The organism is Paludisphaera mucosa (genome assembly GCF_029589435.1).
Lineage (GTDB): Bacteria > Planctomycetota > Planctomycetia > Isosphaerales > Isosphaeraceae > Paludisphaera > Paludisphaera mucosa.
In genome coordinates, this window is record NZ_JARRAG010000002.1 from 719,106 (window position 1) to 738,223 (window position 19,118).

Genomic DNA, 19,118 nt, shown 5'->3' on the forward strand with positions numbered 1-19,118 from the left:
GTCGATTCGGTCAGGCCCCTTGCCAGTCTTCCGGGCGGAACGGCAGCCGCCGGATCCGCCGGCCGGCGGCGGCGAAGATCGCGTTGGCCACCGCCGGGGCGACGGGCGGGACGCCGGGCTCGCCGACGCCCCCCATCTTGTCGGTCGTCTCGACGATGTGGACCTCGACCCGGGGCATCTCGTTCATCCGCAGGATCGGGTAGTCGTGGAAGTTCCGCTGCTTCACCCGGCCGTCCTCGAACGTGATCTCGCCCTTGAGCGTGGTCAGGCCGAAGGCGACGCAGCCCTCCATCTGGGCCCGGATCGAGTCCGGGTTGACGATCGGGCCGCAGTCGACGGCGCAGACGATCCGGTCGACGCGGAGCTTGCCCCCCGGCCCGGTCGAGACCTCGGCGACGTGGCAGACGTAGCTGGCGAACGACTCGTGCACGGCGATCCCGCGCCCGCTCCCCGGCGGCAGGGGCGTCCCCCAGCCGGCCTTCTCGGCGGCCAGCTCCAGCACCCGTTTGTGCCTGGGGCTCTTGCTCAGCAGGCCCCGGCGCAGCTCGAACGGATCCTTGCCGACGGCGTGGGCCAGCTCGTCGAGGAAGCTCTCGACCACGAAGGCCGTGTGCGTGTGGCCCACGGAGCGCAGCCAGATGACCGGGACCCCCTCCGGGGCGTGCCTCCAGGTCACGTCGAGGTTGGGGATCGTGTAGGGGAGGTCGGCGGCCCCCTCGACGGCCGTGTGGTCGACGCCGTCCTTGACCATGACCTTCTCGAAGGGGGTGCCGAACGCGAACGACTGGCAGACGATCTTGTGCCGCCAGGCCGCGAGCCCGCCGGCGGCGTCGAGCCCGCCGGCGATCGCGTGGTAGGCGCGGGGCCGGTAATAGCCGCCTCGAATGTCGTCCTCGCGGGTCCAGACCACCTTCACCGGGGCCTTGACCGCCTTCGAGAGCTGGACCGCCTCGGCGACGAAGTGGGCGTCGATCGCGGCGCGACGGCCGAAGCCGCCGCCGAGCAGGGTCGTGTGGACCTTCACCTGCTCGGGCTTCAGGCCGGTGATCTGCGTCGCGACCGCGTGGTCGAACGTCTGGCCCTGGGTGCCGGTCCAGACGTCGCAGCCGTCGGGCCGGACGTCGGCGACGCAGTTCAGCGGCTCCATCGGCGCGTGGGCGAGGTAGGGCAGCTCGTACACGGCGTCGAGCCTTATCACGGCCTTCGCCAGCGCGGCCTCGGCGTCGCCGTCGCGCCGCGCGACGGCCCCGGGCTCTTTGGCCATCGCGGCGTATTCTTCGCCCTGCTTCGCGCTGTCGAGGCCGGCGAGGGGCCCGTGGTCCCAGGTGATGCGGAGGGCCTCGCGTCCCTTCCTGGCGGCCCAGAAGCCGACGGCGGCCACGGCCACGCCGCGGTCGATCTCGACGACGTGGCGGACGCCCGGCACGGCGAGCGCCGCCGTGGCGTCGAGCGCCTCGACCTTGCCGCCGAAGACGGGGGGCCGGGCGACCAGGGCGACGAGCATCCCCGGCAGCGTCACGTCCAGGCCGAAGACGGCCGTGCCGTCGGTCTTGGAGGGCGTGTCGAGCCGCTTCGTGGCCTTGCCGATCAGCTTGAACGTCTTCGGGTCCTTGAGCGTGACGTCCTTCGGCGGCGAGAGCTTGGAGGCCCGCGCCGCCAGGCCGCCGTACGAGAGACTGCGCCCGGAGGCCGCGTGGAGCACCTTCCCTTCGCTCGCCGTGCACGACGAGGCGGACACGCCCCATTCCTCGGCCGCGGCGGCGACGAGCATCGCGCGGGCCGAGGCCCCGGCCTTGCGCAGGCGTTCCCACTCGGTCCAGGTGCTGGTGCTGCCGCCGGTGATCTGGGCGCCGTACAGGGTGTGGTTGTATTTGGCGTCGGCCGGCGCCGATTCGACGCGGACCTTGCTCCAGTCGGCGTCCAGCTCCTCGGCCACGATCATCGCCAGGCCGGTGTAGATCCCCTGGCCCATCTCGGAGTGGGCGGAGATCACCGTCACCGACTCGTCGGACCCGATCCGCACGAACGCGTTGGGCTCGAACGTCGCGGCCCCGTCCGCCGCATTCGCCGCCTTGCCGGCGAGCTGAGGCAGGTACACGCCCAGGACGAGCCCGCCGCCGGCCAGCGCGGTGTTGCGGAGGAAGCCGCGGCGGCTGAGGTTGAGGACCTCGCTCATGCGCCACCCCCCGCCGCCCGATGGATGGCCTTGCGGATCCGCAGGTAGGTCCCGCATCGGCAGATGTTCCCGGTCATGCCGTCGTCGATGTCGGCGTCGGTCGGCTTCGGGTTCTCGCGCAGCAGGACGGCGGCGGCCATGATCTGGCCCGACTGGCAGTAGCCGCACTGGGGGACGTCCTCGGCGATCCAGGCCCGCTGGAGCGGGCCGCGGACCTCCTCGGGCAGGCCCTCGATCGTCGTGACCTCCTTGCCGGCGGCGCGGGAGATCGGCGTGACGCACGAGCGGACCGCCTCCCCGTCGAGGTGGAGTGTGCACGCGCCGCACTGGGCCATCCCGCAGCCGAACTTGGTGCCGGTCAGCCCGAGCGTCTCGCGGACCACCCAGAGCAGGGGCGTGTCCGACGCGACGTCGACCGCGCGGACCTCGCCGTTGACTTTCAGCTCGATCATCGTCGCGCCCTCGACCGGACCGATCTTCCCCGCCCCCCGCGAATGCCGCGGGACGAGGGCCCATGGGACGCCGCGCCCCGTTCCCGCCGCAGGACGCAGGGGAAGGGGGCGTGATTTGGGAACGCCGCAATTTTAATGCGGACCCCGGCGAAGGCAAGGACCGAGGGCGTTCGCGAGGCCCGTCGCCGGCCGCCGGGACGGCCTGGCCGCCCCGAACCGGGGGGCGTTGGGGCGTGTCCAGCCAGGGTGATCTTCGGGAGTGTCTGCGGTTGCGTCCCGATCTGCGCCATGATGTTTGGGATACGCCCTGCCGGCCTCGTCGAGTAAGGTACGGACGAAGCTGCACTCAAACACGGAGGCAAACCATGCATCTTCCGGTCCTGTTCATGATGCTGACCGTCTCGATTCAAGTCGATCACTCGACCATCTCTTTCTCGGAGGCCCTTGCCTCTGTCATCCCACCTCGGGTCGATGAACTGGAGGAAGAGAGCGAGCTGATCGTCCTCGCCAGGGTCGAATCGGTGAGCGGAGGCCCGGAGGATGAGGATCGCCGGGCCAAGGCGACAGTGCTGGAAGTCTGGAAGGGGCCAAAGACGACTTCGGTCGAGTATCGCATCTCGCCGACATTCGCTTGCGACATCGCCAAGGCTACGAAGGGCGAGACCGTTCTGCTCTTCCTGAGAAAAGAGAGGACGGGGTGGGGCATCGCTTGGGCCGGGCGAGGCCGGATGCCGATCGTAAATATAAACGATATTAAATACACATCTTTCTTTTCCGATGTTATTTTCCCGGATGAAACGCCCCGGGTTAGAGCCGAAGAAGCGGACGGGAGTGGCTTCGAACAGGCCGTCGAGCTGAGACTCGTCAAGGAACTTGTGCAGAAGGCGACCGAGCAGAAACGTAAAGAAGATTCGCCAAGCGGCAAGCGTGACGCCAAGTAGCTTCGGGAATTCACGGAATCCTTCCACGCATGAAAAACCCCGCCCAGCGACGGGGTCGGGGACGCCTGGAGGCTGTGGTCCGGGGACGGGGGCCGCGGGGCGGTCGGCGCGAAAAGCCTCGCCCTCCCTTGCCGTCCGCGCTACGATGGGAGAATACCAGCATGGCGACGTCCCCGCGGCGGGCGTCGCCGGCGACGGACCATCGAACCGATCGATCGCGACGAGAATAGAGGAGAGATGAGCACGCGAGCCTCGCGGACGGAGCAGGAGACGACGGGCATGGAGACCCGGACCGGGCGGGCCCCGGGGGACGAGGGAGCCGGCCGCGAGGCGCGGGACGCGACGACGACGCAAGATCACGGACGGGACGACAGGCCCGCCCACACGCCCGACCTGAGGGCGTACGCGTACCTGGGCATCATGATCTTCCTGGGCTCGACGACGTCGCCCCTGGCGCAGGTGGCGGTGCGGCAGCTGCCGATCGGGCTGGTGCCGCTGCTGCGGTTCGGCACGGCGGGGCTCTGCCTGATCCCGTTCGTGGGCGGCTTCGGCCGGGTCCGCGAGCTGATCCGCCGCGACTGGCGGCGGCTGCTGCTGGTGGCGGCCTGCTGCGTGCCCATCAACCAGTTCTTCTTCCTGACCGCCGCCAAGCTCGGCACCAACGCCCACGTCGGCCTCTTCTACGCGACGGTGCCCCTCATCGTGTGGGTCCTCGCCTGGATGATCGGCCAGGAGCCGCTCGACCTCAGCCGGCTGGGGGGCATCCTCATCAGCATCGCCGGCGTGCTGGTCATCGGCCTGGGGAACATCCTGGGCGGCGACGCCGCGTCGACCCCCGAGCAGACGCACGCGGTGATGATCGCCGATCTGCTCCTCATCGGCGCGGTGATCTCGTGGGGGGCGTACGTGACCCTGAGCCGCCCCCTGATCGTCCGCCACGGGGCGCTGCCGACCCTGGCCGGGACGTTCCTCGTCGGCTTCCTGCTGCAGATCCCGATCGCCGCCCTGACGGCCCCCGCGTGGGTCCCCCAGCTCCGCCTGGCCACGCCCGCGGCCTGGATCTGCCTGGCCGTGCTGGCCTTCGCGATCACGCCGATGAACCTGGCGCTGCAGAACCTGGCGCTCCGCCGTCTGGACGCCAGCCAGGTCGCCACGTTCAGCAACGTCGCGCCCGTGCTCACCGTGGTCTGGGGCGTCTGGCTGTTCGGCGAGGTCCTCTCGCCGGCCCTGGTCGTCGGCGGCCTGCTGACGCTGCTGGGCGTCTTCTGGACCAGCCGCCCCGCCCCCCGGCGTGCGAAGTCCGCGGCGACCCTCCCCGCCTGGCCGGCCGAGGCCCCCGCCGCCTGCCCCGCGGAATGAGGCGAGCGATCGTCCTTCTCCCCTCGTGGGAGAAGGACGATTCGCGAAGCCCGTTTTTTACTTCGCGGCGCCGGCGTGGGCCTTGCCCTCGCCCGTCGCGGCTTCGATGAGCTTCTTGGCCTTGCCGGGGTGCTCCTTGCATTCCAGCAGGGCCGAGAGCATCAGGGGGGCGACGATGGTGGCGTCGGACTCGATGACGAACATCGGCGTGTCTTCGGTCAGCTTGTCCCAGGTTATCTTCTCGTTCGGGGTCGCCCCGGAGTACGAGCCGTACGACGTCGTCGAGTCGGAGATCTGGCAGAAGTACGCCCAGGGCTTCACCGGCTCTTCCAGGTCGTACTTGATCGAGGGGACGACGCAGATGGGGAAGTCGCCGGCGATGCCGCCGCCGATCTGGAAGAAGCCGATGCCCCGGCCCTCGGACAGCTCGCGGTAGCGGTCGTAGAAGTCGGCCATGTACTCGATGCCCGACTTGGCGATCGACGCCTCGCACTCGCCCAGCTTGACGTGCGACGCGAAGATGTTGCCGAACGTCGAGTCCTCGTAGCCGGGGACGACCAGCGGCAGCCGGGCGCGGGCCGCGGCCAGGAGCCAGCACTCCTCGGGGTCGCCCTCGTAGAGGTCGTCGCCGATCGTCAGGACGAGGTCGTAGAAGTACTCGTGCCAGAACTTCCGCGTCTTCTTCGCGGCGGCCTCCTTCCACATCGGCACGATGAACTTCTCGACGGCGCGGAAGGCCTCGTCCTCGGGGATGCTCGTGTCGGTCACCCGCCGCATCCGCTCTTCGAGGATCTTGGTGTCGTCCTTCTTGGCGAAGTAGCGGTACTCGGGGAAGTCCTTGTAGCTGTGGTGGGCGACCAGCCGGAAGAGCGACTCTTCGAGGTTGGCGCCCGTGACCGACATGCCGTGGATCAGCCCGGCGCGGATGGCCGGCGCCAGGGTGATCCCGAGCTGCGCCGACGACATGGCGCCGGCGACCGCCCAGAACATCTTGCCGCCCGACTCGACGTGCCGCCAGTACGCGAGGGTCGCGTCGCGCGTGGCCCGCGCGTTGAAGTTCTTGTAGTTCTTGAGGACGAATTCCAGCATCTTCATCGGTCGATCTCGACTGTATGACGTTCACGGCCCGCACCGCCGCGGCGCATGGTCGGCGGGGAACCCTCCCGGCTCGAAGTTCCAGCTTACCGGAATCCCCGCCGCCTGTAACGGCCTCCGGCGGCGAGGGCCCGGCGTCGCCCGCGGATTCGACCGAGGTCCTCCCCCGTCCGGGGTTTGCGGGAAGGGGGCGGTTGACGTTGCCGAGATCGCGGAACTCGGATTAAATGGCCGACGGCGCGCCGGACCGAAGGATCGATCGATGCGCCGCTCCAGGTCGCTCGGCGCCCGGGGCGTTGATCCCCCACGGAGGAGGAATGCCCGTGTCGTCCGCCCCGCCCGCCGACGAAGCCGCGCGCCAGAAAGGCCCGCCGCCCTCTCGCGACCGTCGATCGCCCCTGCGCGAAGCCCTGATGATCGGCCTGCTCGCGCTCACGCTCAACCTGGTGGGCAACGGCCGGGTGAGCCTGTGGGACCGCGACGAGCCCCGGTACGCCGGCGCGACCCGCGAGATGCGCGCCAGCGGCGACTGGGTCCACCCCACGTTCAACGCCGAGCCCCGCTACCACAAGCCGATCCTGATCTACTGGCTGATGCTCGCCGGCACGGCGCTGGGCGGCGACGGCCCGTTCGGCGCGCGGCTGGTCTCGGCGGTCATGGGGACGGCCACCGTGATCCTGGCCTGGGGCTGGACGAGGCGCGTTTTGGGCGCCCGCGCGGGGCGGCTGGCGGGGCTGGTGCTGGCGACGATGCCGCTCATGGTCGCCGAGTCGAAGCTCTGCACCACCGACGCGACGCTCGCCTTCTTCTACGTCGGCTGCCAGCTCGCGCTCTGGGAGCTGTGGACCCGGCCCTCGCGCGGGGCCGCGGCGGCCTTCTGGGCGCTGCTCGGCCTGGCGGTGCTCACGAAGTCGCCGGCCGCGCCCGTGCTGCTCGTCGCGTCGGTCGGCGTGGCCTGGCTCTGCGGCGGGCCCAGCCCGTTCGTCTACGCCCGCCGGCTGCACTGGCGGTGGGGACTGCCGCTCTTCCTGGCGATCGTCGTCCCCTGGAACGTGGCGATCCTGATCCGCTCGGGCGGGGCGTACTTCGACGTGGCCGTCGGCTACCACATCGTCCAGCGGGCCACGCAGGGCCTCGAGGAGCACGGCGGCTTCCCCGGCTATTACGTGGTGCTGGGGATGGCCACGCTGCTCCCCTGGTCGGCCCTCCTCCCGGCGGCCCTGGCGTCGGCCTGGAGCCGGCGGCGGGAGACGGCGGCGGCCGGGTTCCTGATCGGCTGGGCGATCGGCCCGCTGATCCTGCTGGAACTCGTGCGGACGAAGCTGATCCACTACTACCTGCCGGCCGTCCCCGCGCTGGCGGTGCTCGTCGCCTGGCTGCTGGTCCGCGTGCTCGAATCGCCGATCGCCCTGACTTCCGACCGCCTGGTCCGGCTCGCCGGCCGCGTGATCGGCGGCGTCGCCGCGACGATGGCGATCGGCCTGGCGGCGGCGGCCGTGGCCGTCCTGCCCGCTCCGATGCGCGCCCCGGCGCTGACCGTGGCTGCGATCGCGGCGGCCGGAGCGGTCTACCTGCTGCGCGAGTCCGCGGCCCGCCGGCCCCGCAACGCGCTGTACGGGGTCGTCGCCTGCACCGCCGCGATGGAGGTCGTCGTCGCCGGCTGGGGCCTGCCCGCGGCCGAGCCGTACCGCGCGTCGTCGCTGGTGGGGCGTCGCCTGGCGGCCCTCGAAGTTACGACCGGGGCCGCGCCCGCGCTCTGCACCTTCAAGCCCCCCGGGGCCGTCTACGCCCTGGGCCACCCCGCGCCGATCCTCAAGAGCCGCAAGGACTTCCTGGAACACCTCGCCCGCTGCGGCCGGTTCCTGATGCCGCTGACGCCCCACGAGCTGAAGCTGCTGCAGGACGATCCGGCGTTCGACGTGCAGGTCCACGAGACCGTCGAGGGCCTCAGCATCGAGAAGGTGCGCAACGAGATCCTCCACCTGTCCGTCGTCCGTCCCGCGCCCGAGTCCGCCCCGGAGGTCGCCAGGCCGGACTCGGACGAGCTGGCGCGCTGAGCCGAGGAGGAGATCATGGACGACGACTATCCCGACGACGAAGACGGCGACGCCCTCCGGCGGGTGGCGGACCTGGGCGTCGACATGAAGCGGCCGATGGAGATCGACTTCTTCGTCGCCGTCCCGAGCCGCGAGGCGGGCGAGGCCTTCGCGCAGGAGGCCGTGCAGATCGGCTTCCTCGTCGAGGTCTTCCACGACGAGGACGAGGACGCCTGGGACTGCCTCTGCACCAGCGAGATGCTCCCCACCCACGAGAACGTCGCCGCCGCCCGCCGCGAGCTCGACGACCTCGCCCGTCCCTTCGGCGGCCTCTGCGACGGCTGGGCCACGACCGGCGAGCCGGCCGACCCCTGAGTCGTTTTGGGGATGGAGGCGTTCAAGGGACGTTAGGCTTCGAGGCCGGATCGGCGCCCGAATGGCACCGGCCGGCGTCGGATGATGAGCCCCTCATCCGGCCTGCGGCCACCTTCTCCCACGAAGGGGAGAAGGACGATCTTCGGGGGCGGCGGGAGGCGGCGAAGGTGAAGCGAGCGGGCGTGCTGGTGGTGCATGTGACGAGCCACGGCTACGGGCACATGAACCGGACGGCGTCGGTCCTCAACCACGTGCCGGCCGAGGTGCCGGTGGTGATCCGCTGCCACCCCGACCTGTTCCCGAACTGGCGCGAGCGGCTGCTGCGGCCTGCGGACCTGGACGCCCACGCATCCGACTCCGGGGCCGTCAACCCGGTCGGCGGCAGCGGCGAGACCGACGCCGCGGCCACCCTCGCCCTCGCCGTCGACGTCTATCGCGAGGCCGTGACCCGGGTCGACGCCGACGCCGACTTCCTCCGCGACGTCGGGGCCGCCGCCGTGCTGAGCGACGCCCCGCCGCTGCCGCTCGTCGCCGCGAAGCGCGCGGGCGTGCCGGGCTGGCTGCTCGCCAACTTCACCTGGTACGACATCTACGCGCCTTACGCGCGCCACGCCGGCCCCGAGGCCAAGCGGGTCGTCGCCGCGCTGAAGCAGGCCTACCGCCAGGCCGCCGGCGTCTTCCGCGCCGAGCCGGCGCTCAGGATGGGCTGGCTGCCGAACCAGGTCGACGTGGGCCTGGTCGCCAACCCGGGCCGCGACCGCGCGAGGGAGCTTCGCGGCCTGCTGGGGCTGGGGAAGGCCGAAAAGCTCGTCTATTTCTACGTCGGTCGCTACGGCCAGGACGACCTGGACTGGGCCCGCCTGGCCTCGTTCGCCGCGCGCGGGGTCCACTTCGTCGGCTACCACGCCGCGCCGGCGGGGAGCCTGCCGAACCTGCACCTGGTCTCGGCCTCGGAGTGGTCGGGCGGCGACCTGATCGCCTCGACCGACGCCGTGGTCGCCAAGGCCGGCTACGGCACGATGAGCGAGGCGATGGCCCACGGCCGGCCGATCCTCTACCCGCCCCGGCGCGGCTTCGCCGAGTACCGCGCCCTGGACCGCGCCGCGAGGTCCTGGGGCGGCGGCGTCCCGGTCTCCTCGCGCGACTTCTCCGCCATGCGGATCGGCCCGGCCCTCGACCACGCCTTCGCGCTCGGCCGCCTCAAGCCGCCCTGCTCGCCCGTCGGCGCCGCGACCGTGGCGAAGCACCTGACGAAGCTCTGCCGATCGGGCCGGGCCGGCTCGTAATCGACCATCCCGGAGGGGTCGGACGGCCCCGCTTCCAGTCCTCGGCCGACCCTCGGGCCTTGCACCTTCCCCCGAGCGCGGCCACGGCGTCGCCCTCCCCTCATCAGCCCGGCCCGACGCGGCCGGGGACGGCCCCGGGCCTTGCAGGTCGGGGCGGCGGCGGGCAGACTCGACGTGAGCTGAATCATCCGAGGCCCGGGCCTGAGGACGCAACATCTCATGATTCGTAGAATCGACGCCGTCCGCCTCGTCGTCTTGCTCGCGGTCATGCTCGCCGCCCCGGCTCGCGACGTCCGCGGCGACGACTGGCCGGCGCGGGGGCGCGAGGTGGTCGCGAAGGTCCGCGAGTATTTCTACGACCTCGCCCGGGCCGAGGCCTGGGCCGAGAAGCACGCGGGCTACGCCGACGAGGCGCGCGATGGAGACGCGTTCGCGGCGGCGACGCGCCGGGCGCTGGCCGAATTGCAGGCGTCGCACACGGCGTATTTCACGACCGACGACCCGGAGTATTACGGCCTGGCGTCGATCTTCCACGGGATGGCGGGGATGCCGCCCGCGGAGGTCGAGTCGATCGGCGTGGACGTCGCGCCGGGGGGCTTCGTCCGGCGGGTCTTCGCGGGGAGTCCGGCGGAGGCGGCGGGGCTCCGTCGCGGGGACGAGATCGTCTCGGCCGACGGCCGGCCGTTCCAGCCCGTCGCCTCGCTCCGCGGGCGGGACGGCCGCGAGGTCGCTCTGGAGGTCCGCAGCCGCGCGGGCGAGGAGCCGCGACGGGTGGTCGTGTTCCCCCGGCGGATCGACCCCGGGCGCGAGTGGCTCGACGACCAGGAGATGGGCGCGCGGGTGGTGGATCGGGGCGGCAGGCGGGTCGCGCTGATGCGGCTCTTCTCGGCCGCCGGCGAGGCCCATCAGGAGGCCGTCCGCGACGCGGTCGCGGCGAAGTTCGCCGACGCCGACGCCCTGGTCCTGGACCTTCGCGGCGGCTGGGGAGGCGCCTCGCCGGGCTTCGTCTCGATCTTCGACCGCGCGCCCCCGGTCCTCGAACAGGTCCGCCGCGACGGCGCCCGGGCGAAGTACGATCCGCAATGGCGCAAGCCCCTGGTCCTGCTGGTCGACGGCGGGTCGAAGAGCGGCAAGGAGGTCGTCGCCTTCGCGGTCCGCAAGCACCGTCTGGGCGCGATCGTCGGCGAGAACACCGGAGGCGCGGTCCTGGCCGGCCGCGGCTTCCCGATGGGGGGCGGCCTGCTGTACCTGGCCGTTTCCGACGTCCTCGTCGACGGCGAACGGCTGGAAGGCCGCGGCGTTCACCCCGACGTCGAGGCCTCCGACCGACTCCCTTACGCCGAGGGGGCCGACCCCCAGCTCGACGCGGCCCTCGACGCCGCCGCGAGCCCGCCCCCCGGGCCGCGTCCGCAGCCCTGAAGCGCCGAGGGGGCCGCAAGAGCCGGATCGACGTCCGAGCGCCCGAGGCGACGCGTCGGACGCGACCGCCGCGAACTTGCTTTCACGAATCCCCCGGGGCATACTCGCGAATCCCGGACGCCGTCCGTCCGGGGGACCGCACACGAGGCCGCCGGCCCCCGCTCAAAGTCGTGGTCGCGGCGGCCGGAGGAACCTCCGTTGAGCCGTTTCGATCGAGCGAAAGCCCGCCCCCGCACGTCGCGGCGGCCGGCGTTGGAGCGACTTGAGACGCGGGCCGTACCCGCCTATCTGACCCCGATCACGGGTGGCCTGGGGAGCCTGACCGCGGCGGGCCTGGTGGAGGCGTCGGATTTCGACGCGATCCCCGCACCCAAGACCATCACGAGGTCGTCGAGCGTCGCCAACGATCGCGTGCACTCGGCCTCGGCGTCCGGCGAGGTGCGCTGGCAGCAAGGGCGGGTCCAGGGCATCGGGGTCGCGTTCCTGGTGGCCAACGCGCAGGCGTCCTCGTACTGGGCCACGCCCTGGGACCCGGCCACCACGGGCGCCCCGGCCGCGGCCGAGGCGGGTTCGCGGGCCCCGGAGGGCGAGGTCGGCGCCCCGATCACGATGCGGATCACGCCCGACGAGGGCGAGGAGGTCGGGGCCGTCGTCCAGATCGCGATCACGGTGGACTTTCGGGCGACCACCGACCTCGGGGCTACCGTCGACTACGCCGTCACCTACGCCTATCCCTCCGGAGAGGCGGCGGCGACGGTGGCCTCCGGAGTCACGACGGCGGCCGGCGGGGGGCAGGCGGTGTTCTTCGCGCGGATCGGCGACGAGATCCGGATCGCCTCGAAGCTCCACGCCGCCGCGGTGGGGACGGGCCCGGAAGTCGCGAACGGCGCCTTCGAGCTGACCACCCTGATCGAGCTCGGCCCGGCCCGCCCCAACCTGGCGATCGAGGCGGTCGAGAACCGCGAAGGCCGTATCGCCTTCGGCTACGCCGCGGCCGGCGTCGACGGGCCGTTCGGGGCCGCTCTGTATCAGTCGATGGACGCGGCCTGGGATCCCTCGGACCGGCTCGTCGACCGGATCACGATCGAGCCCGGGGCGTCGCGGGGATCGTCGAGCTTCTCGGCCGACGGGCTGGCGCGGGGATACCCGTACGTCTTCGTCGTCGCCGACCCGCTCGGCGCCCCCGCCGACCCCTACCCGGCCGACGACGCCCGCTCGATCGCCTTCGCCGCGCCGCCGATCGACCTCTTCGCCGGGGGCGACGGCGACGGCGCGGCGACGATCGACGTGGATCCCTCGCGGGGCGTCTACCTGACGCGCGTCGAGGTCCTGGCCGGCGACACGCTGCGGCTGTCCGCCCTCGACCGCTCCGGCGCGTCGGCGACGGACGTGGACGCCGTGCTGAGGATCTTCTCGGACGACGGGACGCCGTTCGCCGAGATCGACGGCACGGTCCCCGGCTCCGGGGGCGAGGCTTACACGCACACCTTCGACGCGGGCGGCGTCTACTGGATCGGCGTGGGGACCCAGGCGCAGCGAGACTACACGCCGTCCGTCCCCTCCTCGTCCGAGGACGACGGGCCCGGGTTCCGCTTCCAGGCCGAGCTGGCCGGAAGGGACGACGTCGAGCCCGACGACGCGGCCGCCGCGACCACGCCCGTCGCGTTCGCGGCCGGCCGGTACGTCCGATCGACGACGATCGCGGGCCGCGACGACGTGGACGTGTACCGGATCGACGCGCTGGCGGGGAACCGCTACGTCGTCCGGACCTCGCGCCCGACGACGGCCGTCACCCCCGGTGCGGCCGTCGCCACCGTGTACGACGCGTCCGGCCGGAAGGTGGCCGGGACCGTCGTCGGCGGCGACTCGGGGGAATTCGCCTTCACGGTGGTGGCCGGCGGCCGCTATTACGTCATGGTGGCCGGGCGGGCCGGCCCCGACCGCATCGCCCTCGACCTCCCCGACGTCGACCCGCCGACCCGGACGCGCGGCGACGGCGACCTGAGCGTCGCTTACACCCGCGACGGCGGCTGGGATTACGCTCTCGCCGTCGAGGAGCAGGTCCGCCCCCTGCTCCTGGCCGCGAAGCCCCTGTTCCTCGACCGAGGCCCGGACGGGATCTGGGGATGGAGCGAGGGCGTCGGGCTCCAGCAGCTGGCGATCGACGACCCGGAGGGGATCGTCGCCGCCCCGGACGGCTCGCTCTACATCGACTACGGCCCCCGCGGGCTCTGGCGGTGGTCCGCGGCCGGCGGCCTCGCCCTCGTCAACGCGGCCCCCCCCCAGGCGATGACCGCCGCGGCCGACGGCCGGCTCTACATCGACTACGGCCCCTACGGCCTCTGGCGTTGGGCGGAGGGCCGCATGGAGCAGCTCAACGCCGCCGATCCCCAGGCCCTGGCCGCCGGGGCCGACGGCCGACTCTACGTCGACTACGGCCCCTACGGCCTCTGGCGGTGGGCGGAAGGCCGCATGGGGCAGCTCAACACCGCCGACCCCGAGGGGATGGTCGCCGCGGCCGACGGCTCGCTGTTCATCGATTACGGGCCCTACGGCCTCTGGCGATGGTCCGACGGCTCGATCCGCCAGCTCAACTCCGGCGACCCCCAGGCCCTGGCCGCGGCCGCCGGCTCGCTCTACATCGACTATGGGCCGTTCGGCCTCTGGCGATGGTCGGCGGACGGCTTCACCCAGCTGAACTCGGGCGACCCCGAGCGCCTGGCGGCCGGCTCGGACGGCACCCTCTACATCGACTTCGGCGTCTTCGGCGCCTGGCGCTGGACCACTCGCGGGGGATTTGTGCGCCTGGCCGAGTTCGATCCACAGAATTTCGCCGTCGGCTGACCGTTCGACGAGGATGGGGGGCGTCGCGGCGCGGGTTTTGCGATCGAACGGGACATCCCCATCGGCGAAGTCCGCCGACCGCGCCCCCCGTCGAAGATGAGATGCGATGAACCACACCCTCCCCCCCCCCGCCCCCCTCCCGCGCGACGAGTTCACCCGGCGCGTCTGGATCGTCGCCGGGGCCGTCCTCGCGGTCGCGACGGCCGGGGCGGCGCTCGTCATGGCGTCGTCGGTCTTCCTGCTCCTCTTCGCGGCGGTCCTGCTGGCGATCCTCCTGCGCACGGCGGCCGACGCCGTCGCCCGCTGGACGGGCCTGGGGCCGAAGTGGGCCTTCGCGGTCCTGCTGATCGTCCTGGCGCTGGCGGCCGGCGGCCTGACCTACCTCGTGGGCGCGACGGCGGCCGACCAGTTCTCGAAGCTGAACGAGGAGCTGCCCCGGTCGATCACGCGGGTCCGGGCCTATCTGCAGGGGTCCACCTGGGGCCGCGAGGTCCTGCGATGGGCGCCCGCGGCCCAGGACGCCGTGACCGACCAGCCCCAGGCCGCGGCCTCGCACGTCGCCGAGGTCTTCTCGACGACCTTCGGCGCGGCCGGCGACCTGGTGGTGCTGCTCTTCGTGACCCTCTACCTGGCCGCCTCGCCCACGATGTACGTCGACGGCCTGGTCCGGCTCGTCCCGCCCGCCGGCCGGCCCCGGGCCCGAGAGGTCCTCGCGGCCGTCGGAGAGCGGCTGAAGGGCTGGATGCTCGGCCAGATGGTGGCCATGGCGACGGTCGGCCTGATCTCCGGCGTCGGCCTCTGGCTCGTCGGCGTGCCCCAGTTCCTGGTCCTCGGCCTGGTCGCCGGCATCCTCACCGCGATCCCCTACGTCGGGCCGATCGTGGGCGCGCTGATCGGCGTGCTCGCCGCGCTGACGCAGGGCCCCGACAAGGCCCTGTGGGCCCTGCTCGTCTTCACCGTGGCCGAGTCGCTGGAGGGCTATGTGATCACCCCGCTGGTCCAGCAGCGGATGTCCGAACTGCCGCCCGTCCTGACCCTGGTCGCGATCGCGGTGGCCGGCGCCCTCTTCGGCGTCGTCGGACTGATCGTCGCCGCCCCCCTCGCCGTCGCCCTCCAGACGGCCGTCGAGGAACTCTACGTCCAGGACGTCCTCGAAGACCGCGACCCGGACGCGGCCGCCTGAACCCGAGGCGACAGGCTTGACAGGCAACCAACTGGTTGCATAATAACGCCATGGAAGCCGACCCCGACAAGGTCTTCAAGGCGCTGGCCGACCCCGGCCGGCGGCTCTTGCTCGATCGCCTGCACGCGGAGAACGGGCAGACGCTGGGCCAGCTCTGCGAGCGTATGGTGATGACCCGGCAGGCCGTGACGAAGCACCTCAAGGTGCTGGAGGAAGCGTCGCTGGTCGTCCCGATCCGTCGGGGTCGCGAGAAGCTGCACTACCTGAACCCGGTGCCGATCCACGAGATCGCCGAGCGCTGGATCGGCAAGTTCGATCGGGGGCCGTTGCGCGCGCTCGCCGACCTCAAGAAGGCGCTGGAAGGAGGGACCGATGGCTGAATCGCGGTTCGTCTACGTCACCTACATCCGCACTACGCCCGAGAAGCTCTGGCAGGCGCTCCGCGAACCGGAGTTCACCCGGAAGTATTGGGCCGAAACCTGGCAGGAGTCCGAGTGGAAGCCGGACGCGTCGTGGCGGATCATGCTGCCCGACGGCCGCGTCGCCGACAGCGGCGAGGTCGTCGCGATCGAGCCCGGCCGGCGGCTCGTCCTGACCTGGCGCAACGAGTTCAAGCCCGAGCTGCACGAGGAAGGCTACTCGCGCCTGACCTACGAACTCGAACAGGTCGGCGACGCGGTGAAGCTGACCCTGATCCACGAGATCGACCGCGACGACTCGAAGCTCATCGGGGTCACGTCGACCGGCTGGCCGGCGATCCTGGCCAGCCTCAAGAGCCTCCTCGAAACCGGCGAGCCCTTGGAGATGACCCGCCGCTGGCGGGCGGAGAGCTGACCGGCGAACGCGGAGGCCAAACATGATGTAAAATCCACTTTACATAGTGTCGTCTCGGCATTACAATTCGGGCGGGAGATCCGAAGCCGAGAGGAGGCCCGAAAATGTCCGCGTCGCAGAAGCATGCGTGGTTCAACCTGACGGTCGTCGCCGCGACCGTGGTCACGGTTTTGGCCCTGGTCCCGATGCTCGGGCCGGGGGCCCAGGGAGGGTTCGCGTTGCTCGGGCTGCTGGGGCTCGGGCCGATCTTCTTCCGCCGCCGGGCCGGCGTGGTGGTCGCGGACGAGCGCGATTTGGAGATCCAGCGCCGGTCGATGCTGATCGCCTACGTCGTCTTCTGGCTGGCTTTCGTCATCGCCTGCGTGTCGCTGCCGGCGTTCTACGGCTGGCGAGGCTCTGTGCCGGTGGCGGTCGTCCAGTCGAGCGTCTGGTGCGCCTGGATCCTCGTCGTCGGCGTCGCGTCGATCGCCACGCTGTCCATGGACCGGCTGGGGGAAGCCGATGCCTCCTGACGCCGCCGGCAAGATCAGCAACCGGCTCCGGAAGCTGCGCTTCGAGCACTCCGAGATGACCCAGCAGACGCTAGCCGAACGGGCCGGCGTGACCCGCCAGACGATCATCGCCCTGGAGGCCGGCAAGTACACGCCCTCGCTGCTGCTGGCCTTCCGCCTGGCCCGCGCGTTCGGCAAGGGCGTCGAGGAGGTCTTCGGGTACGAGGAGGCCGCGAACCGGCCCACCGCCACGCCGATCGATGATTCCATGAACAAGTAAAATCCTGTTCGAAAAATCCGTTTCACCGTCGAACGACGGCCTTCCCCCCTCGCGGGGGAAGGTGGCCCGGAGGGCCGGATGAGGGGGAGGCGAGCACGAAAGCCGTCGCCGTAACGTCCTGCCTGCCGGCGGGTTCCGATGGGGCATCGCGCGTCCTCCCCCTCATCCGACCCCTGCGGGGCCTGCCTTCCCCCGCGAGGGGGGAAGGCCGTCGGGGGCGCCAGCCGTCACGGCCCGGGCTTGGCCGGGTCGCCCAGGAGGATGATCGGGTCGCGGCGGGAGACGACGACGCCGCCAGGCTTTTCCTCGGTGACGGCGAAGAGGTAGGGCTCGACGACCTGGATGGGCGCGCGGATGGGGAGGATGGCCACGCCCGGGGCGCGGACGTCGAAGACGCCGCCGTCGATCGGGTAGCGTTCGTCCTGGGCCCGGTCGAAGATCCAGAGCTGGTACTGCTTCAACTTCGGGTCGTTCACGGCGACCCCCGTGAGTCGCATGAACCCCCGCTGGCGCTGGCTGCTCCAGACGAGCTCGCCGCTCGACGCCGCGCCCGGGCCGACGCCTTTCAGCGACACCGTCATGACGTCGCGGGCGCTCAGGATCTCCTCGCGGTCGCGGATCAGGTCGGCGGCGGCGTCCCGGGGCGTCGGTCGCAGCCAGGCCGCGAGGGCCAGCAGCAGGCAGGCGGCCGCGAGCCCCCAGGCGATCCACGGCGGCGAGCCGACCCGCCGCGGCGCGTGAGGCTCGGGGAGAGGCCGGAGGGGCGGCGCCCCGGAGGTCAGGGCGTCTCGACCCTGGCGGGCGCAGATCTGCCGGAGGCGATCCGGCAGGGGCGCCTCGTCGGCCGGCGCGAGCCCGACGTACAGCGCCGCGACGATGCGTTCGAACTCCTCGACGTCGCCGTCGCCCAACTCCGCCTTGAGCCGCTCGACCTCGGCCCGGTCGTCGGGCGCGAGGCCGAACGCGGCGTCCTCGGCGAGCAGTTCCCGCAGGCGGTCGCGGTCGATCGGGGACAGGTCGTCGCTCATTCCGAGCCCCCTCTCGCGTCGACGCCGGGGACCGAGCGGAGGAGATCCCGGATCTGCATGAGCCCGCGCCGGACGAGCGTCTTCACCGAGCCCAGCGGGCGGCCGGTGACCCGCGCGATCTCGGTGTGGGTGAGGCCGTCGTAGACCGCGAGCCGGAGCACGGCCTGCTGCTCCGGGCGGAGCGACCGGAGGGCGACCGTCACCCGGGCGACGTCGTCGTCGCGCTCGAGCCGATCGAACTGGCCGAGGTCTTCCGAGACGAGATCCGCGGCGAGGTTCGAGGTCTTCGGCGACCGGCCGCGCTTGCGGGCCCGGTCGATCAGCCGCCTGCGGGCGATCATGACGACGAACGCCGACTCGGACGAGAGCGTCTCGTCGAACCGCCCGGCCGCGCGCCAGACGTCGATGAACGCCTCCTGGACGCCGTCCTCGGCGTCGGCCGGGTCGGCCGAGAGCTTGCGCGCGAGGGACCAGACCAGGCCGCCGTAGCGTTCAAGCACCTCTTCGATCGCAGATTGATCTCCCGCCGCGACCCGGCGGAGCAGTGAGTCTGACATCCGGATCGCATTCTAACCCATCGGTCGCCGACCGGCCAACTCCCCCGCCCCGCCCGGGCCCGGCGATCCTCCGCGTCGAGGATCGCGGCGGGGACGGGGGCAGGCCGTCGATCCGTCGTCAGTCTTTGTCGTGCGGGATCAGGACGGCGTCGATCACGTGGATCACGCCGTTGGAGCACTCGATGTCGGCCTTGGTGACCTTCGCGTCGTTGATCTTCACGCCGTCGGCGGCGTCGACGGCGACCGTCTGGCCCTGGACCGTCTTGGCCGACTTCAGCTTCACCACGTCCGCGGCCTTGACCTTGCCCTTCACGACGTGATAGGTCAGCACGGCCTTCAGCTTGGCCTTGTCCTTGAGGAGGGCTTCGACCGTCCCCTCGGGCAGCTTCTTGAAGGCCGCGTCGGTCGGCGCGAAGACGGTGTACGGCCCTTCGCCCTTCAGCACGTCGACCAGGTCGGCCGCCTTGAGCGCGGCGGCGAGGGTCTTGAACGAGCCGGCCGCGACCGCGGTATCGACGATATCCGACTTGTGGTCTTCGGCGTGCGCGGGGGCGGCGGACGCCGCGGCGGCGGCGAGGCCGACGAACAGGCACCAGCTCTTGATCATGGACATGGATCGACTCCTGGTTCGAACTTCGAGGGTGTAGGGATGTTTCGGCGCGCGGACCGGCCGTCCGGGACGCGTCCGATCCTTCCGACCGGACGGCCCGGGCCCGACTTCACGGCCCACGCCTTGAATTCGCTCGCGGACGCCGATCGGAT

The 19,118-nt window shown here is 71.7% G+C and carries 18 protein-coding genes; 12 read left to right on the forward strand and 6 right to left on the reverse strand.

Annotation, left to right across the window (positions count from 1 at the left end):
- Positions 1-10 precede the first annotated feature (10 nt).
- The gene (locus PZE19_RS12490; RefSeq protein WP_277860952.1) at positions 11-2,176 is read right to left on the reverse strand and encodes a xanthine dehydrogenase family protein molybdopterin-binding subunit; all 2,166 of its coding nucleotides are present in this window, start codon (positions 2,174-2,176) and stop codon (positions 11-13) included.
- The gene (locus PZE19_RS12495; protein ID WP_277860953.1) at positions 2,173-2,628 is read right to left on the reverse strand and encodes a (2Fe-2S)-binding protein; all 456 of its coding nucleotides are present in this window, start codon (positions 2,626-2,628) and stop codon (positions 2,173-2,175) included. Before PZE19_RS12495 ends, PZE19_RS12490 begins: the two co-directional genes overlap by 4 nt.
- A gap of 365 nt (positions 2,629-2,993) precedes the next feature.
- Between PZE19_RS12495 and PZE19_RS12500 the strand changes: the two genes are divergently transcribed.
- Both PZE19_RS12500 and PZE19_RS12505 read left to right on the forward strand, forming a co-directional pair.
- On the forward strand, positions 2,994-3,569 hold the full coding sequence (locus tag PZE19_RS12500) for a hypothetical protein (protein ID WP_277860954.1): 576 nt from the start codon (positions 2,994-2,996) through the stop codon (positions 3,567-3,569).
- A gap of 237 nt (positions 3,570-3,806) precedes the next feature.
- Positions 3,807-4,928: a DMT family transporter gene (locus tag PZE19_RS12505; RefSeq protein ID WP_277860955.1), complete on the forward strand. Its 1,122-nt coding sequence runs from the start codon at positions 3,807-3,809 to the stop codon at positions 4,926-4,928.
- A 57-nt stretch (positions 4,929-4,985) separates the two neighbouring features.
- On the opposite strand, the gene PZE19_RS12510 is transcribed toward PZE19_RS12505, so the two are convergent.
- A complete protein-coding gene (locus PZE19_RS12510; protein WP_277860956.1) occupies positions 4,986-6,023 on the reverse strand; it encodes a deoxyhypusine synthase family protein in 1,038 nt (345 codons plus the stop codon).
- Positions 6,024-6,346: 323 nt separating this feature from the next.
- On the opposite strand from PZE19_RS12510, the gene PZE19_RS12515 reads away from it, so the two are divergent.
- The 10 genes from PZE19_RS12515 (at position 6,347) to PZE19_RS12560 (ending at position 16,771) form a co-directional block, all read left to right on the forward strand.
- A complete protein-coding gene (locus tag PZE19_RS12515) occupies positions 6,347-8,080 on the forward strand; it encodes an ArnT family glycosyltransferase (protein ID WP_277860957.1) in 1,734 nt (577 codons plus the stop codon).
- A gap of 15 nt (positions 8,081-8,095) precedes the next feature.
- The gene (locus tag PZE19_RS12520; RefSeq protein WP_277860958.1) at positions 8,096-8,434 is read left to right on the forward strand and encodes a ribonuclease E inhibitor RraB; all 339 of its coding nucleotides are present in this window, start codon (positions 8,096-8,098) and stop codon (positions 8,432-8,434) included.
- Positions 8,435-8,601: 167 nt separating this feature from the next.
- Positions 8,602-9,720 carry a hypothetical protein gene (locus PZE19_RS12525; protein ID WP_277860959.1) on the forward strand — a complete coding sequence of 373 codons (1,119 nt, stop codon included), beginning with the start codon at positions 8,602-8,604 and terminating at the stop codon, positions 9,718-9,720.
- 219 nt (positions 9,721-9,939) lie between these two features.
- Complete coding sequence (locus PZE19_RS12530; RefSeq protein WP_277860960.1) at positions 9,940-11,139, forward strand: S41 family peptidase; 1,200 nt, start codon at positions 9,940-9,942, stop codon at positions 11,137-11,139.
- A gap of 198 nt (positions 11,140-11,337) precedes the next feature.
- Positions 11,338-13,983 carry a hypothetical protein gene (locus PZE19_RS12535; RefSeq protein WP_277860961.1) on the forward strand — a complete coding sequence of 882 codons (2,646 nt, stop codon included), beginning with the start codon at positions 11,338-11,340 and terminating at the stop codon, positions 13,981-13,983.
- 106 nt (positions 13,984-14,089) lie between these two features.
- The gene (locus PZE19_RS12540) at positions 14,090-15,166 is read left to right on the forward strand and encodes an AI-2E family transporter (protein WP_277860962.1); all 1,077 of its coding nucleotides are present in this window, start codon (positions 14,090-14,092) and stop codon (positions 15,164-15,166) included.
- A 50-nt stretch (positions 15,167-15,216) separates the two neighbouring features.
- On the forward strand, positions 15,217-15,546 hold the full coding sequence (locus PZE19_RS12545) for an ArsR/SmtB family transcription factor (protein WP_277860963.1): 330 nt from the start codon (positions 15,217-15,219) through the stop codon (positions 15,544-15,546).
- On the forward strand, positions 15,539-16,000 hold the full coding sequence (locus PZE19_RS12550; RefSeq protein WP_277860964.1) for an SRPBCC family protein: 462 nt from the start codon (positions 15,539-15,541) through the stop codon (positions 15,998-16,000). The genes PZE19_RS12545 and PZE19_RS12550 overlap by 8 nt, the downstream gene beginning before the upstream one ends.
- A 104-nt stretch (positions 16,001-16,104) precedes the next feature.
- On the forward strand, positions 16,105-16,512 hold the full coding sequence (locus PZE19_RS12555; protein WP_277860965.1) for a DUF2178 domain-containing protein: 408 nt from the start codon (positions 16,105-16,107) through the stop codon (positions 16,510-16,512).
- Complete coding sequence (locus tag PZE19_RS12560) at positions 16,502-16,771, forward strand: helix-turn-helix transcriptional regulator (RefSeq protein ID WP_277860966.1); 270 nt, start codon at positions 16,502-16,504, stop codon at positions 16,769-16,771. The genes PZE19_RS12555 and PZE19_RS12560 overlap by 11 nt, the downstream gene beginning before the upstream one ends.
- Before the next feature lie 227 nt (positions 16,772-16,998).
- Here the strand turns inward: PZE19_RS12560 and PZE19_RS12565 are convergent, their stop codons facing one another.
- The 3 genes from PZE19_RS12565 to PZE19_RS12575 all read right to left on the reverse strand — a co-directional run bounded on the left by PZE19_RS12565 (position 16,999) and on the right by PZE19_RS12575 (position 18,963).
- Positions 16,999-17,799 carry an anti-sigma factor domain-containing protein gene (locus PZE19_RS12565; RefSeq protein ID WP_277860967.1) on the reverse strand — a complete coding sequence of 267 codons (801 nt, stop codon included), beginning with the start codon at positions 17,797-17,799 and terminating at the stop codon, positions 16,999-17,001.
- Positions 17,796-18,356: an RNA polymerase sigma factor gene (locus tag PZE19_RS12570; RefSeq protein ID WP_277860968.1), complete on the reverse strand. Its 561-nt coding sequence runs from the start codon at positions 18,354-18,356 to the stop codon at positions 17,796-17,798. Before PZE19_RS12570 ends, PZE19_RS12565 begins: the two co-directional genes overlap by 4 nt.
- Before the next feature lie 118 nt (positions 18,357-18,474).
- Complete coding sequence (locus PZE19_RS12575) at positions 18,475-18,963, reverse strand: fasciclin domain-containing protein (protein ID WP_438269988.1); 489 nt, start codon at positions 18,961-18,963, stop codon at positions 18,475-18,477.
- Between the last annotated feature and the right edge of the window lie 155 nt (positions 18,964-19,118).

Bases quoted from the DNA above. Each gene is read 5' to 3' on its own strand.
- PZE19_RS12495 (WP_277860953.1), bottom strand. From the start codon at position 2,628: ATGATCGAGCTGAAAGTCAACGGCGAGGTCCGCGCGGTCGACGTCGCG.
- PZE19_RS12520 (WP_277860958.1), top strand. From the start codon at position 8,096: ATGGACGACGACTATCCCGACGACGAAGACGGCGACGCCCTCCGGCGG.
- PZE19_RS12490 (WP_277860952.1), bottom strand. From the start codon at position 2,176: ATGAGCGAGGTCCTCAACCTCAGCCGCCGCGGCTTCCTCCGCAACACC.
- PZE19_RS12575 (WP_438269988.1), bottom strand. From the start codon at position 18,963: ATGATCAAGAGCTGGTGCCTGTTCGTCGGCCTCGCCGCCGCCGCGGCG.
- PZE19_RS12550 (WP_277860964.1), top strand. From the start codon at position 15,539: ATGGCTGAATCGCGGTTCGTCTACGTCACCTACATCCGCACTACGCCC.
- PZE19_RS12540 (WP_277860962.1), top strand. From the start codon at position 14,090: ATGAACCACACCCTCCCCCCCCCCGCCCCCCTCCCGCGCGACGAGTTC.
- PZE19_RS12500 (WP_277860954.1), top strand. From the start codon at position 2,994: ATGCATCTTCCGGTCCTGTTCATGATGCTGACCGTCTCGATTCAAGTC.
- PZE19_RS12545 (WP_277860963.1), top strand. From the start codon at position 15,217: ATGGAAGCCGACCCCGACAAGGTCTTCAAGGCGCTGGCCGACCCCGGC.
- PZE19_RS12555 (WP_277860965.1), top strand. From the start codon at position 16,105: ATGTCCGCGTCGCAGAAGCATGCGTGGTTCAACCTGACGGTCGTCGCC.
- PZE19_RS12570 (WP_277860968.1), bottom strand. From the start codon at position 18,356: ATGTCAGACTCACTGCTCCGCCGGGTCGCGGCGGGAGATCAATCTGCG.
- PZE19_RS12505 (WP_277860955.1), top strand. From the start codon at position 3,807: ATGAGCACGCGAGCCTCGCGGACGGAGCAGGAGACGACGGGCATGGAG.
- PZE19_RS12510 (WP_277860956.1), bottom strand. From the start codon at position 6,023: ATGAAGATGCTGGAATTCGTCCTCAAGAACTACAAGAACTTCAACGCG.
- PZE19_RS12530 (WP_277860960.1), top strand. From the start codon at position 9,940: ATGATTCGTAGAATCGACGCCGTCCGCCTCGTCGTCTTGCTCGCGGTC.
- PZE19_RS12560 (WP_277860966.1), top strand. From the start codon at position 16,502: ATGCCTCCTGACGCCGCCGGCAAGATCAGCAACCGGCTCCGGAAGCTG.
- PZE19_RS12565 (WP_277860967.1), bottom strand. From the start codon at position 17,799: ATGAGCGACGACCTGTCCCCGATCGACCGCGACCGCCTGCGGGAACTG.